Below are 12,374 nucleotides of genomic sequence, written 5' to 3' on the forward strand. Positions count from 1 at the left end.
CGGTAACTTTGTGTCCGTTTTTCCCGGACCGTGTGCCGGTTTCTCCTCATTTCCAAACGCTTACCCTCCTCCCCAATGGATCATCTGAGCTTCAAGACGGTATCCGTCAACAAAGCCAACGCCGATAAGGCCTGGGTCGTGGTTGATGCCAGTGTTGCGCCGCTGGGCCGTCTGGCTAGCCAGATTGCCAACATGCTGCGTGGCAAGCACAAGCCCTCGTTCACGCCGAACTCCGACTGCGGCGACAACGTTATTGTTCTGAACGCTGACAAGCTCTACGTTACGGGCAAGAAGCTGACCGACAAAATCTACATCACCCACTCGGGCTACCCCGGCGGTCAGAAGCGCATCAACCTGCGCGACAAGAAAGCCAAGGATTCGACCCGCGTGATTGAGCACGCCGTGAAAGGCATGCTGCAGGGCAACAAGCTCGGTGCCGAGCAGTTCCGCAACCTGTATGTGTACAAGGGCGACCAGCACCCCCACGAAGCCCAGCAGCCGAAAGCTGTTGAACTGACTAACCTCTAAGCCGATTTCGGCGTCTTTTTTCTTTAATCCCTCCACTTAATGGAAATCTCCAATACCTCTGGTAGAAGAAAAACCTCGGTGGCCCGCATCTACATGCAGGCCGGGCAAGGGAATATCACTATCAACGGCCGGGAAATGAAGGCGTACTTCGCCAACGAACTCCTGGAAAACATCGTGAACCAGCCTCTGGCGACGGTCGAGCAAGTCGGCCAGTACGACATCAAGGTGAACGTGCGCGGTGGTGGCATCTCGGCCCAGGCTGAAGCCATCCGTCTGGCCATCTCGAAAGCCCTTGTAGGCGACAACTCGGAAGTTCGTCCGGCCCTCAAGAAAGAAGGCTTCCTGACCCGTGACCCGCGCATGGTGGAACGCAAGAAATTCGGCAAGCGCAAAGCTCGTCGCTCGTTCCAGTTCTCGAAACGCTAATCCCAGAGGAAACTTATCATGGCTCAGTCCACCACCTATAAAGAGCTGCTCGACGCCGGTGCCCACTTTGGTCACCTTACGCGCAAGTGGGATCCGAAAATGGCGCCGTACATCTTCATGGAGAAGAACGGCATCCATATTATTGACCTGAACAAGACGCTGGTTTCGCTCGACCAGGCTGCTGCGGCTATCCGCAACATCGCCAAGAGCGGCCGCAAGATCATGTTCGTGGCCACCAAGAAGCAGGCGCAGGAAATCGTAACGGAAGAGGCTACCCGCCTGAAGATGCCGTTCGTGACCGACCGTTGGTTGGGCGGTATGCTCACCAACTTCGCTACGGTGCGCAAGTCGCTGAAGAAAATGAGCACCATCGACAAGATGGTGAAGGAAAATACGGCTTACGCGGCTCTGGCTAAGCGTGAGAAACTGATGATGTCGCGCGAGCGGGAGAAGCTGGAGCGTGTACTCGGTGGCGTTGCCGACCTGAGCCGCCTGCCCGCTGCCCTGTTCGTGATTGATGTGAAGCGTGAGCACATTGCCGTGAAAGAAGCCCAGAAACTGGGTATTCCGGTATTCGCTATGTGCGACACCAACTCCAACCCCGAGCTGGTGCAGTTCCCAATTCCTGCCAACGACGACGCCTCGAAGTCGATCCAGCTCATCGTGAGCGTGATGGGCAAGGCTATCGAAGAAGGCCTGTCGGAGCGCAAAGTCGACAAAGAAGACGCCGACAAAAAGCAGGCTGAAGACGAAGGCATCCAGGAGAAGCAGAACGCCGACGAATAGGCTCATCGCCCCTCCATTGAAAAGGGAACATGCGAAGCACTCGGCTCCGGTGTTCCCTTTTCTTTTGTTGGCGCGGGCTCTGCCCCTGCCAACCCTCCAATAAAACCTCTCAACCCCCACATACTCACAACAATGGCAGCAATTACCGCCGCAGACGTGAACAAGCTGCGCACCATGACCGGTGCGGGCATGATGGATTGCAAAAAAGCGCTGACCGAAGCCGATGGCGACTTCGAGGCCGCTCGCGACATTCTCCGCAAGCAGGGCCAGAAGATTGCTGACAAGCGTTCGGACAACGAAACGTCGGAAGGCTTTGTGGCCGTAGCCGTGAGCGAAGATGGCACCACCGGCAAGCTGGTGGCCCTGGCCTGCGAAACGGAGTCGGTAGCCAAAGTGGCTAACTTCCGCGAGCTGGTACAGCGTATCCTCGACGCCGCTGTGCGCATCAACGCTACCTCGAAAGAGGAAGTGCTGGCCGCCAAGGAAGAAGATGGCCTGACAATTCAGGAGCACATCACCGACCTGATGGGCAAAATCGGCGAGAAGCTGGACCTGACTTACGCCACGCTGACCGCTGAGAAAGTAGCCTCCTACATCCACTCCGACAACAAGAAAGGCGTACTCGTAGGCCTGAAGAACGTGGGTGATGCTGACACCGCCGCCGTAGGCCGCGACGTAGCTATGCAGATCGTAGCCATGAAGCCCGTAGCCGTTGACAAAGACGGTGTGGACTCGGCCGTTACGGAGCGCGAAATTGAAATCGGCAAAGAGCAGGCGCGTGCCGAAGGCAAGCCCGAGGCTATGCTGGAGAAAATCGCTCAGGGCAAACTGAACAAGTTCTACAAAGAGAACACCCTGCTCAACCAGGAATTCGTGAAAGACAGCTCGATGACTATTGCCCAGCTGCTCGACAAAACGTCGAAAGGCATGACGGTAACGGACTTCAAGCGCGTTGCTATCGGTGCCTAAGCTTCCCGTTTAGCCGCTTTGAAAAAGCCCCGCCGGCATTGTGCCGGCGGGGCTTTTTTTGTTGCTGAGGCCTTAGTTGCCGGGTTTCGGCTTGTTCATTTCCAGGTGCATGTTGGTCATCATCTCCAGATAGGTTTCCAGAGGCTCCATGCCAATTGCGGCCCGGCGCTTGTTCACGTTTGCAGGGTCGCGCAATGATTTGGGAACGGCTTTGCCAAGCCCAGGCCCTTCATACACGACCTGTGTGCCGTATTCCTCGGGCTGGCCGGAGTTGATGGCTACCCTATCGGCCAGGTAGGCGTAGTTGGTTGGGCTGGCGTTGCGGCGTTTCACTTCCACCAGCATCAGTTGCAGCATCTGCCGCTGAAACTTCGGGTAAGCGTCGGCGTGCTGCACGAGCAGCCAGAAGTTGTTGGCGCTTTGCTCGCCTACCTGCCGGAAGCCCGGGTAGCCAAACCGTTTTACAATGGCTTCCAGCACGGGCTGATGGCGGGCAAAGTTGTCTTTTTCGACTTTGTATAAGTCACGGCCGGCGCTGTCGGGTTGCTGCTCCATAAGGCGTTGCATGGGCCATTGGTCCACGTAAGCCAGGCTATCGAGCGTCTTGCTCAACTTCGGATATAAGACGGCAGCACGTTGGGCGCAAGCGCCTATGGGCAGATACAGCAGGAGCGCAACCAGCAGTTTTCTCATCATGTAGGGTTGATACCGGACAGCACATATACTTTGCATGCGTGCCGTGGCTGTGGCGTACCGGAGTGCTACTTAGCGGAGCGCGGGCTTCCCTCCTGGCCTCTGGACTGCGGTAGTGGCTTTGCTGCTCTTGCGGCTGAATCCTCCTATCAGGTTTTTAGCCAGTACCGATAGCAGTATCAGCACCAGCAGCCCAATCAGGACGCGGGGCCAGTTAATCTTTTTCATAGGGCAGTTTAAGGGCGTGGGGGCTGTTTGGTGAAGGCCTGCACCCGCGCTACGGCGTTGCGGCGCACGTTCAGGTAGAACAGGCCGTAGTCGGCGAGGTGGAAGGAGTGGCGCAGTTCGGGGCGGCCGGGCAGCAGGAAGCGGGGGTAGCCGCTGGCTTTGGGCGGGTGCACCCACAGCACGCCGTTGTGCACTTTGGCAGCCGTGAGGGTGGTGTCAATCCGGTCGAAGCTGGATGGGACGCTGCCGCGGTTGAGGGTGGCGGGGGCCGTGACGGTGTCGGTTTTCCAAGTGAGCGGGTTTGTGGCGAGGGCGCCGTGGTAGGGCGGGTAGTCATAGCCCCACTCGGCCGTGTTCCAGCTCACGTAGCAGCCGGTCTGCAGCGAATCCTGGCAGGGGCGCAGCATCTTGTACCGCTCGGGGCGCACCTCGAAGCCTACCAGGTAAGCTGCCACCAGCTGGCGGCGCAGGGCAGAGTCCTCGTCGAAAAACTCCTGGAGCAGGCGGCGGGCATGGTAGGCACCCTGGCTGTGCCCGGCCAGAATGATGGGCCGGCCCTGGTTGTAGTGCGCCAGGTAGTAGCGGAACGACGCCTTCACGTCCTGATACGCCAGTTCCAGCGCCTGGGAGCTGTTGGCGGTGCTGTCAAAGAAGGCGTAGAGCGTGGCCTGCCGGTAGTGCGGCGCGTAGATTCGGCCGGCGGCGTTAAACACAGACGCCTGCCGCATGATGCTGAGCTTGTCGGTGAACTGGTTGAGGCTGGCGTCGGCGGGGTCGGCGTTCCAGCCTTTAGGCAGAATAAGGGTGGTCAGGTGCAGGAAGAACACGTCGGCCGGCGCGGTGGCCTGCTGGTCGCGCAGGGTGGAGTGGAGCGGCACGGCGTCGGCCGAGTCGCGGGTGGTGGGCAGGGCGGCCCAGTTGGCGGCCAGCGCGTAGTCGGGCACGGGCGGCTCCTTGGTGGCGGCAAATTCGTGGCGTGGCTTGATGAGCTTGATGCAGGAGCCCAGCAGCAGCGGCAGCAGCCACACGCTCAGGCGCCGAAAAAAGGACATGGGAAAAACCATAGCACGTAGCCGTCAAACAAAAATGCGCGCTGCCGGGCCACGGCAGCACGCATCCGGCAGGCGGGCGCAAAGGTACGGCACCTTAGTCGGTGAACGTGTTTTCGAGCAGCTTTTCCTGCCGCAGGTAAATGATTCTGAAGTTCTTGTCGAGGCGCACCCGCACCTGTGCGGCCGTTTGCTGGCGCTTCTGCATCGACTGCCGGAAGGCCGTGCTCCGCTCCCGGTACGTCACCACCCGCGAGCCGTCGCTGACGGCGGGGCTTACCTGCAGGCTGCCGGGCTCAATCCGCGACTCTGCCTCCGTAAACTCGGGGAAGTGCGTGCGGTTCAGCTCGGCCTCAATGGCGGCCGGCGTAGTGCCGGAAAGCGTGTAGAACCGCTCGACGGTAGGCGCGAAGTGCTGCCCGGCACTGAACGGCGCGGCCTGCAGATCGGCGTAGTACGACTCCAGCACCTGCTGGGCCCGGGCCGTAGCAGCGTTGTCCGACATGGCCGGGGCGGTTTCGGCGGGCACCTCAACTGGCGCTTCTTCCGCCGTGTCGGGGTTGGTGGGGGCAGCCGCGGGCGGCAGGGCCGGCGCTACCCGCACAGTTTCGGGCACAGCCGCCGGGGGCAAGTCAATCTGCTCGGCCTGCGGGCCTTCCTCGGGCGTAACGGCCAGCGAGTCGGCGGCGGTGCGCGAGGTGCTGGTCAGCCGCTCCGACTCCTGATTGCCCAGCATCAGGTAGGCCACCAGCGCCAGCAGCGCCAAGATGCCGCCCACGATGAGAATGGTGCTGAGCGGGCTTTTCTGCGGCGCCACATACGGCATGTCTTCCACGTCTTCCACCTGCTCCTGCTCGTAGCCGGGCGCAGGAACGCTATACTGCGCGGCGGCCGGCACGGAAGGCGAGGCCTCGGGCCGACCCGCCACGATGGGGCGGCTCAGCGGCTCGGCCGGCGAGGCTGGCATGGGCGGCATCGGCACCACAGGCTCCGGGGCCGCGTGGTGCGTGACCGGGGGCAGCAGCGGGTCGGCTACCGGCGAAACGGTGGTGGGCTCGAAGGCCGGCGGGGCCGGTGCCACGGGCGGCTGTGTTGCCTCGGGGGTTGGGGCCGCACTTTCGCCGGATAGCAGCTTCTGCTTCAGCGTGGTGAATTCCTGGGGCGTGATGATGCCACTGTCGAGCCATTCTTTCAGCTGCCGCAGTGTTTCAAACGTCGATGAGTCTTTTTCCATGAGGGGAGAGCAGGCGGGAAATGAGGTGCGGCCGGCCCGGCCAGCCTTCTACGGGCAAACGCCCGCCATGCCGCACCAGCTGCAAACTTACGCAGACCGCGCTAGGCAAGTCGCCTACTTCTTGTCGAGGGTGGACAGCCGGTCGCGGCGGCGCTGCAGCCGGACTTTGCGCAGCTCCATCTGCTGGGCATTTACCACGAGCTGGGCCGAATCCTGGCTGGATTTGAGCTTGTTCTCGATATTCTGCTTTTTGAGGGCCTCGATTTTATCGAGGTTGTTCTGGGTGTTGTTACTCAGGCTGACGCGCTCCTTCTCAAGGCGCTCCTTCTCCTTTTCGGTTTCGCGCAGCTCTTTCTCGGCAGCGGCCAGCTGCTCGCGGTAGGCTTTCAGGCGGGCGGCGCTGGCAAAGTTGGTGACGATGTTGCGCAGGGCGGCGTACTCGGTGGGCGTCTTGTCGGCGTCGAAATAGGTATCGGCGTTGAAGGCCGCGAAAACCGCCAGCTCGGTGGTGGAATCGGACGGGGCCGTAACCATGCCGTAGAGGTCAATCAGCTTGCCCGAGATGCTGGAGGCCGGCACCTGCTTGGCCACCATAATGTCGCGCTTGCCCACGCCAAAGGTGCCATTGCCTTTCACCTTGATGTTGTAGGTGTCTTTCAGCCAAGACTGCCAGAAGTCGCGCGTCCATTCGGGCGTGCCGTCCACCTGCACTTTCAGCGCCGAACGCTCGCGCTTTTCGTGGTTGACGGAGCTTTGGCGCACTTCGTAGAGTTGGGCCGAAGCGGCGGGGCCAGCCAGCAGCGAGGCCAGCAGCAGCAGAAGGGAGAAGGTCTTTTTCATATCGGAAGCGAAATACGCAGAGCGGAACAAGGAGTTAGCCGAACTTCGCTCAACTACAGGTCGTGCCGGTCGAAGGCCGCCTGCAAGTCGTTGCGCATGTCGGTGAAGCGGGCCAGCGCCGCCTGCAGAAACTCGCTGTCGAGCAGGGCCCGCACGTCGTCGTCGCTGGTGACGTCCAGCTCGCTCACCTTGTAGGTCTGCTCCAGCGGGCCCTTCTCCAGCTTGATCAGGTACTTCCCGTTCCAGGAGAAAAGCGTGATTTTGGCTTCAGGGTGCGGAATATCGGCGAGCTGGCGCATAGCAGGGGAAGTGAGCTTAAGATGGGCGAAGATACGGTAACTGGGGTGATGTGATTTTTTGTGATGAGGTGATGAGGTGATGAGGTGACAGGTAAAGAAAGAACGTCATTCCGAGCGGAGCGAGGAATCTTGCCAGTGTGGTAAATGATTCTACCACGCTGGCGAGATTCCTCGCTCCGCTCGGAATGACGTTCTGTTTGCTTCGCTTTACCTAACCGCTCATCCCCCCATCACCTTATCACCCCAACATAATCACGTACAGCGACACGCAGGAAATCACCACCCACAACAGCACACCTAGCGTAAACGGCTTCGGCCCGACGGATTTGACAGCCTGCCACGACAGGCCCGCCCCAATGAAGAACAGCGTAACCGTGAGGCCCAAGCGGGCGGCCTGCACCAGCCAGAGGCCTACCGTGTGCGTAGCCGGCACGTAGGTATTGAGTAGCATGGCCCCGATGAAGCCCAGAATAAACCAGGGCAGCTTCACCTTCACATCCTGTTGCTTGAACACCACGGCCGTGCCCAGCGCCACCGGAATAATCCAGAGGGCGCGGGCGAGCTTGATGGTGGTGGCCACTTCCAGCGCCTCCTTGCCGTAGGCTGCCGCCGCCCCCACTACCGACGAGGTATCGTGGATGGCAATGGCGCACCAAAGGCCGAACTGCTGCTGGCTGAGGCTAAGCGCGTGGCCGATGGGCGGAAAGGCAAACAGCGCCAGGGCATTGAGCACAAACACCGTGGCCAGTGCCACCGACATTTCCTCGTCGCGGGCGCGCAATACTGGCCCCACCGCCGCAATGGCCGAGCCCCCGCAGATGGCGGTGCCGCAGGAAATGAGGTGCGTAACAGGCCGGCCCAGCTTCAGCCAGCGGCCGGCCACGTAGCCCAGCACCAGCGTGCCCGCAATGGAAGCCACCGTGAACAGGATGCCCTGCCGGCCCGCCTGCACCGCCGCGTGGGCGTTCATACCAAACCCCAGCCCGATGACGGAGAACTGCAGCAGCTTGGCGGTGTACTTCTTGGTAAGGGCCGGAAACGGGTTGCCCACCGTTTGGGCCAGCACCAGCCCCAAGGCCAGGGCCACCGGCGGCGAGGCCCAGGGCGTGAGGCAGAACGCCAGCAGCGCGGCAAACACCACGCGCGGCAGCCAGAGGTTGGGGTGGGCAGTAGCAGGGGCGGAATCGACGGCCAGCGTGGGGGCGCTGGAACGCGGCAAGGGTAACGTGGATTTCATACTCGGGAAGTGGGTGCTTCGCCTCAAAAGTACGGTTCTCCCTCCCCCACCGATAATCCAAAATAGTTATGCGTTATTCCTTTAGGTTATACTGTAGCTGCACGTAGCGCAGGAACCGCTCGGCCGGGCGCGTGAGGGGCTGGCCCTGCACCCACAAGGCCTCAAACTGCCGGGGCAGCCGCAGCCCCCGGATGGGCACTTCCTCCAGCAACCCGGCGGCCAGCTCCCGCGTGAGGGCCCGCCTCGACACAAACCCCAGCGCTTCGGGGGCGGCTTCGAGGTAGGTTTTGATGGCCTCGGTGTTATCGAAGTAGAAGGCCACGTGCAGGTTGGCAAGCTTGATTTTCTGCTCGCGCAAGGCAAATTCCAGCACTTCCAGCGTGCCCGAGCCCCGCTCGCGCAGCACCAGCGGGTGAGCCAGCGCCTCGGCCAGCGGCAGCGGCTCGGGGGGCGGACCGGCGGGCGTGGCCCGGCGCACGGCCACCAGCTCGTCGGCCAGCAGCGGCTCGTAGTGCAGGTCGCGGCTTTTGGAGCGGCCCTCCACGAAGCCCAGATCGAGCTGGCCGCTGAGGATGGCTTCGGCAATCTGCTCGGAGTTGCCGTTGAGCAGGGTCAGCTCCACCTGGGGGTAGCGGTGCCGGAAGCCGGGCAGCACGGCGGGCAGCACGTACTGGCTGAGGGTGGTGCTGGCTCCCAGGCGCAGGCGGCCGGCCGCCTCGCCGTGCAGCTGGTGCAGCTTTTCGGTAAGCGTTTGGTGGAGCAGCTCCACTTCGTCGGCGTGGGCCAGCAGCAGGGTGCCGGCTTCGGTGAGGCTCACGCGGTTGCCGCGCCGCTCGAACAGCCGCTGCCCGTAGGTGCGCTCCAGCTCCCGCACGTGCTTGGTAATGGCCGGCTGGGTGATGTACAGCTCCTGGGCCGCCCGGGTAAAGCTCAAATGCCGGGCCACCGCCTGAAACACGCGTAATCGAAAATCAGGCATAGTAGCGCATGCTTTAGCTTGCAAGAAGAGGAACGGCCCGGCCGAAGTACCAGCCAGCGGGTAGCAGTCAGGCGCGGGGAAAGTACCTTTGCCCTTCTCCCACCCTTATTGCCCTTGCCTTCGCAAGCTAAAGCATGCGCTACATGAAACGAAACCTATTGACCGCGCTGGCGCTGCTGCCGCTGGCCGCCGCTGCCCAAACCGGCAGCACCTACACCCCCGAGCTGCTCTGGAAGCTAGGCCGCCTGGGCGAAATGCAGGTGTCGCCGGACAAGAAAACCGTGGCCTACACCGTCACGCGCTACAACCTGGCCGATAACAAGGGCCAGTCCGACATCTGGCTGGTGCCCGTAGCCGGCGGCCCGGCCCGGCAGCTCACCAACACGCCCGCCGTCTCGGAAAACACCCTGAACTGGCGGCCCGACGGCAAGCTGACCTTCCTGAGCGGTGAAAGCGGCACCGACCAGCTCTACGTGATAAGCCCCGACGGCTCGGGCAAGCAACTGCTGAGTGAGTTCCCCGACGAGGGCCTGAGCAACCTGAAGCTGGCCCCCAAAGCCAACTTCGTGCTGTACACTCAGGACGTGAAAACCGGCAAATCGGTGCAGGACTGGTACCCCGACCTGCCCAAGGCCGATGCCAAAATCATCGACGACCTGAACTACCGCCACTGGAACGTGTGGGACGACTACAAGGCCTCGCACGTATTCTTCCAGCCCGTGGGGGCCGATGGCAAGCCCACCGGCTACGGCAAGGACGTCATGGCCGGCGAGAAGTTCGACTCGCCGCTGCAGCCGCTGGGCGGCTCCGAGCAGCTCAACTTCGCGCCCGACGGCTACCGGCTGGCTTACACCTCGCGCAAGCTCACGGGCAAGGCCGAGGCCGAAAGCACCAACTCCGACATCTACCTCTACGACGTGCGCTCGGGCCAGACCCAGAACCTGAGCGAGGGCCTGGGCGGCTACGACACCGAACCGGTGTTTTCGCCCGACGGCTCGAAGGTGGCCTGGCTGAGCATGGCCACGCCAGGCTTTGAGTCGGACCGCAACGGGGTGGTGGTGTATGATTTCAAGACCAAGAAGCGCGAGGACGTAACCAAGGGTTCGGAGCAGAGCGCCGCCAACCTGCGCTGGAGCCTTGATGGCAAGACGCTGTACTTTGTGAGCCCGCTGGAAGGCACCGAGCAGCTGTTCAGCGTACCGGCCAAAGGCGGCAAGGTGCAGCAGCTCAGCAAGGGCGCGTTCAACTACAACAGCTTCGAGCTGGCCGGTCCCGGCGTGGCCATCGTCAGCAAAACCACCCAGGCCAGCCCCGCCGACCTGGTGCGCGTAGACCTGAAAACCGGCCGCGAAACCGCCCTCACCACCATCAACCAGCAGGAGCTGGCCGGCGTGAAAACCGGCAAGACCGAGGCCCGCATGGTGCGCACCACCGACGGCAAGCAGATGCAAGTGTACGTCATCTACCCGCCCGATTTCGACCCGGCCAAGAAGTACCCGGCGTTGCTGTACTGCCAGGGTGGCCCACAGAGCCCCATCACCCAGAGCTTTTCGTACCGCTGGAATTTCCAGCTGCTGGCGGCCCAGGGCTACATTGTGGTAGCGCCCAACCGCCGCGGCCTGCCCGGCTTCGGCACCGAGTGGAACAACAGCATCTCGGGCGACTGGGGCGGCCAACCCATCCAGGACTACCTCTCGGCCATTGATAACGTGAGTGCCGAGCCTTACGTGGACAAGGCCCGTCTGGGCTGCGTGGGTGCCTCCTACGGCGGTTACTCGGTGTACCTGCTGGCCGGCAAGCACGAGGGCCGCTTCAAGACGTTTATTGCCCACTGCGGCCTCTACAACCTCACCAGCTGGTACCCCAGCACCGAGGAAATGTTCTTCGCCAAGCACGACATCGGGGCCGCGCCCTGGGAAACCCCGCTGCACAAGAGCTACACCGATTTCAACCCCCAGCAGTTTGCCAAGAACTGGGATACCCCTATCCTGGTGATTCACGGCGGCAAGGACTTCCGGGTGCCCGAGGACCAGGGCATGGAGGCCTTCGGCACGGCGCAGCTGCGCGGTATCCCGAGCCGCTTCCTGTACTTCCCCAACGAGGGCCACTGGATCGGCAAGCCCCAGAACTCGGTGCTCTGGAACCGGGTGTTCTTCGACTGGCTGGGCCGCACGCTCAAGCCGGAAGTGGCGAAGTAAGGCTGTACTCCACTTCTACTTTTCGGTATTCCTGATCTGCTTAGCAGGTCAGGAATATTTTTTTATCCTGAATTTCAGTCGATTAAAACTTATGTAGAAACATACATATAGTTTACCATATGTAAATGGCCCCTTTTTTGAGAAGGCGCTTACAACGCCGGAATGCAGCGAAGGATTCCAAGCGGAGCTACTTTTTTATCCCTTTCTCCTTTCTGCACTATGAAAAAGCTTGTACTCTCGTTCGTATTGTTGGGTGGCCTGACTACCGCCCGCGCGCAGCAGCAGCCGTCCCTGCAGCAAACTCCCACCGCCCCGGCCACTACTTCTGCTGCTGCGGCTACCACTGCCGCCCCAATGGGGGCAGTACCTACGGCCCCAGAACGGGCTCATGTACTGAAAACCAACATTCTGAGCCCCCTATTGGGCTCGGGTACGCTATTCTATGAGCAGGCAATCAACTCCCGGGCTTCGGTGCAGCTGGGCGTGTTTGGCTCTTTTCTGCACGCCGCCGGCACCGAATATGATGGATTTGGCCTGACCCCGGAGTATCGCCGCTACCTGACCGGGGAAGTCCTCAACGGCCTGTACGTGGGTTCCTACCTGCGTGTGCAGCGCTTCCGCCTAGCCGTGGATGTACCCGATAATTCCGGGCAGACGACCAAAGTAACCGGCAAGATGACTACCCTGGGCGGCGGCCTGTTGGTAGGCCGGCAGTGGATTTTTGGCCAGCGCTTCGTGGTAGACCCCTACCTGGGCGTTGGCTACGATGCCGGCCAGCTGCAGGTAAGCACCCAGGGCTACAGCCAGAATGTATTTGGCACCGCCCCCGTCCGTGGCCTGAGCCTGCGGCCCGGTATCAGCCTGGGCTTTGCGTTCTAGCAACCACGCTAACAGGCTGCACCTACAGC

Annotated in this window: 14 protein-coding genes; 6 read left to right on the forward strand and 8 right to left on the reverse strand. The window is 61.7% G+C overall.

The window, feature by feature from the left end; genetic code table 11:
- Window positions 1-75 precede the first annotated feature (75 nt).
- The 4 genes from rplM (at window position 76) to tsf (ending at window position 2,709) form a co-directional block, all read left to right on the forward strand.
- Window positions 76-528 carry a 50S ribosomal protein L13 gene (rplM, locus tag O9Z63_RS13655; RefSeq protein ID WP_044016164.1) on the forward strand — a complete coding sequence of 151 codons (453 nt, stop codon included), beginning with the start codon at window positions 76-78 and terminating at the stop codon, window positions 526-528.
- A gap of 39 nt (window positions 529-567) precedes the next feature.
- Entirely contained in the window at window positions 568-954 is a 387-nt protein-coding gene (rpsI, locus tag O9Z63_RS13660; RefSeq protein ID WP_044016163.1) for a 30S ribosomal protein S9, read from the forward strand.
- A gap of 18 nt (window positions 955-972) precedes the next feature.
- On the forward strand, window positions 973-1,740 hold the full coding sequence (gene rpsB, locus O9Z63_RS13665; RefSeq protein WP_270125825.1) for a 30S ribosomal protein S2: 768 nt from the start codon (window positions 973-975) through the stop codon (window positions 1,738-1,740).
- A gap of 132 nt (window positions 1,741-1,872) precedes the next feature.
- The gene (gene tsf, locus O9Z63_RS13670; protein ID WP_270125826.1) at window positions 1,873-2,709 is read left to right on the forward strand and encodes a translation elongation factor Ts; all 837 of its coding nucleotides are present in this window, start codon (window positions 1,873-1,875) and stop codon (window positions 2,707-2,709) included.
- 72 nt (window positions 2,710-2,781) lie between these two features.
- Here the strand turns inward: tsf and O9Z63_RS13675 are convergent, their stop codons facing one another.
- The 8 genes from O9Z63_RS13675 to O9Z63_RS13710 form a co-directional block, all read right to left on the reverse strand.
- Entirely contained in the window at window positions 2,782-3,321 is a 540-nt protein-coding gene (locus tag O9Z63_RS13675; protein WP_270125828.1) for a DUF6624 domain-containing protein, read from the reverse strand.
- A gap of 153 nt (window positions 3,322-3,474) precedes the next feature.
- On the reverse strand, window positions 3,475-3,630 hold the full coding sequence (locus O9Z63_RS13680; RefSeq protein ID WP_270125829.1) for a hypothetical protein: 156 nt from the start codon (window positions 3,628-3,630) through the stop codon (window positions 3,475-3,477).
- Window positions 3,631-3,638: 8 nt separating this feature from the next.
- Window positions 3,639-4,682 (reverse strand): DUF3089 domain-containing protein, encoded by a 1,044-nt coding sequence (locus O9Z63_RS13685; protein ID WP_270125830.1) that lies wholly within the window; start codon window positions 4,680-4,682, stop codon window positions 3,639-3,641.
- A 94-nt stretch (window positions 4,683-4,776) separates the two neighbouring features.
- A complete protein-coding gene (locus O9Z63_RS13690; protein ID WP_270125831.1) occupies window positions 4,777-5,913 on the reverse strand; it encodes an SHOCT domain-containing protein in 1,137 nt (378 codons plus the stop codon).
- Between the two features lie 114 nt (window positions 5,914-6,027).
- Window positions 6,028-6,753: a hypothetical protein gene (locus tag O9Z63_RS13695; protein ID WP_270125833.1), complete on the reverse strand. Its 726-nt coding sequence runs from the start codon at window positions 6,751-6,753 to the stop codon at window positions 6,028-6,030.
- A gap of 53 nt (window positions 6,754-6,806) precedes the next feature.
- A complete protein-coding gene (locus O9Z63_RS13700) occupies window positions 6,807-7,052 on the reverse strand; it encodes a hypothetical protein (RefSeq protein WP_044016151.1) in 246 nt (81 codons plus the stop codon).
- A 238-nt stretch (window positions 7,053-7,290) separates the two neighbouring features.
- Window positions 7,291-8,289: a YeiH family protein gene (locus tag O9Z63_RS13705; protein ID WP_270125835.1), complete on the reverse strand. Its 999-nt coding sequence runs from the start codon at window positions 8,287-8,289 to the stop codon at window positions 7,291-7,293.
- Between the two features lie 73 nt (window positions 8,290-8,362).
- On the reverse strand, window positions 8,363-9,268 hold the full coding sequence (locus tag O9Z63_RS13710) for a LysR substrate-binding domain-containing protein (protein ID WP_270125837.1): 906 nt from the start codon (window positions 9,266-9,268) through the stop codon (window positions 8,363-8,365).
- A 143-nt stretch (window positions 9,269-9,411) separates the two neighbouring features.
- Between O9Z63_RS13710 and O9Z63_RS13715 the strand changes: the two genes are divergently transcribed.
- Window positions 9,412-11,466 carry a S9 family peptidase gene (locus O9Z63_RS13715; protein ID WP_270125839.1) on the forward strand — a complete coding sequence of 685 codons (2,055 nt, stop codon included), beginning with the start codon at window positions 9,412-9,414 and terminating at the stop codon, window positions 11,464-11,466.
- 219 nt (window positions 11,467-11,685) lie between these two features.
- Window positions 11,686-12,345: a DUF3575 domain-containing protein gene (locus O9Z63_RS13720; RefSeq protein ID WP_270125841.1), complete on the forward strand. Its 660-nt coding sequence runs from the start codon at window positions 11,686-11,688 to the stop codon at window positions 12,343-12,345.
- The last annotated feature ends 29 nt before the right edge of the window (window positions 12,346-12,374 follow it).

Source organism: Hymenobacter yonginensis (genome assembly GCF_027625995.1).
Lineage (GTDB): Bacteria > Bacteroidota > Bacteroidia > Cytophagales > Hymenobacteraceae > Hymenobacter > Hymenobacter yonginensis.

What these genes read in the sequence shown, in the direction of transcription:
- rplM (WP_044016164.1), top strand. Translation starts at nt 76, where the DNA reads ATGGATCATCTGAGCTTCAAGACGGTATCCGTCAACAAAGCCAACGCC.
- rpsI (WP_044016163.1), top strand. Translation starts at nt 568, where the DNA reads ATGGAAATCTCCAATACCTCTGGTAGAAGAAAAACCTCGGTGGCCCGC.
- rpsB (WP_270125825.1), top strand. Translation starts at nt 973, where the DNA reads ATGGCTCAGTCCACCACCTATAAAGAGCTGCTCGACGCCGGTGCCCAC.
- tsf (WP_270125826.1), top strand. Translation starts at nt 1,873, where the DNA reads ATGGCAGCAATTACCGCCGCAGACGTGAACAAGCTGCGCACCATGACC.
- O9Z63_RS13680 (WP_270125829.1), bottom strand. Translation starts at nt 3,630, where the DNA reads ATGAAAAAGATTAACTGGCCCCGCGTCCTGATTGGGCTGCTGGTGCTG.
- O9Z63_RS13685 (WP_270125830.1), bottom strand. Translation starts at nt 4,682, where the DNA reads ATGTCCTTTTTTCGGCGCCTGAGCGTGTGGCTGCTGCCGCTGCTGCTG.
- O9Z63_RS13690 (WP_270125831.1), bottom strand. Translation starts at nt 5,913, where the DNA reads ATGGAAAAAGACTCATCGACGTTTGAAACACTGCGGCAGCTGAAAGAA.
- O9Z63_RS13695 (WP_270125833.1), bottom strand. Translation starts at nt 6,753, where the DNA reads ATGAAAAAGACCTTCTCCCTTCTGCTGCTGCTGGCCTCGCTGCTGGCT.
- O9Z63_RS13700 (WP_044016151.1), bottom strand. Translation starts at nt 7,052, where the DNA reads ATGCGCCAGCTCGCCGATATTCCGCACCCTGAAGCCAAAATCACGCTT.
- O9Z63_RS13705 (WP_270125835.1), bottom strand. Translation starts at nt 8,289, where the DNA reads ATGAAATCCACGTTACCCTTGCCGCGTTCCAGCGCCCCCACGCTGGCC.
- O9Z63_RS13710 (WP_270125837.1), bottom strand. Translation starts at nt 9,268, where the DNA reads ATGCCTGATTTTCGATTACGCGTGTTTCAGGCGGTGGCCCGGCATTTG.
- O9Z63_RS13715 (WP_270125839.1), top strand. Translation starts at nt 9,412, where the DNA reads ATGAAACGAAACCTATTGACCGCGCTGGCGCTGCTGCCGCTGGCCGCC.
- O9Z63_RS13720 (WP_270125841.1), top strand. Translation starts at nt 11,686, where the DNA reads ATGAAAAAGCTTGTACTCTCGTTCGTATTGTTGGGTGGCCTGACTACC.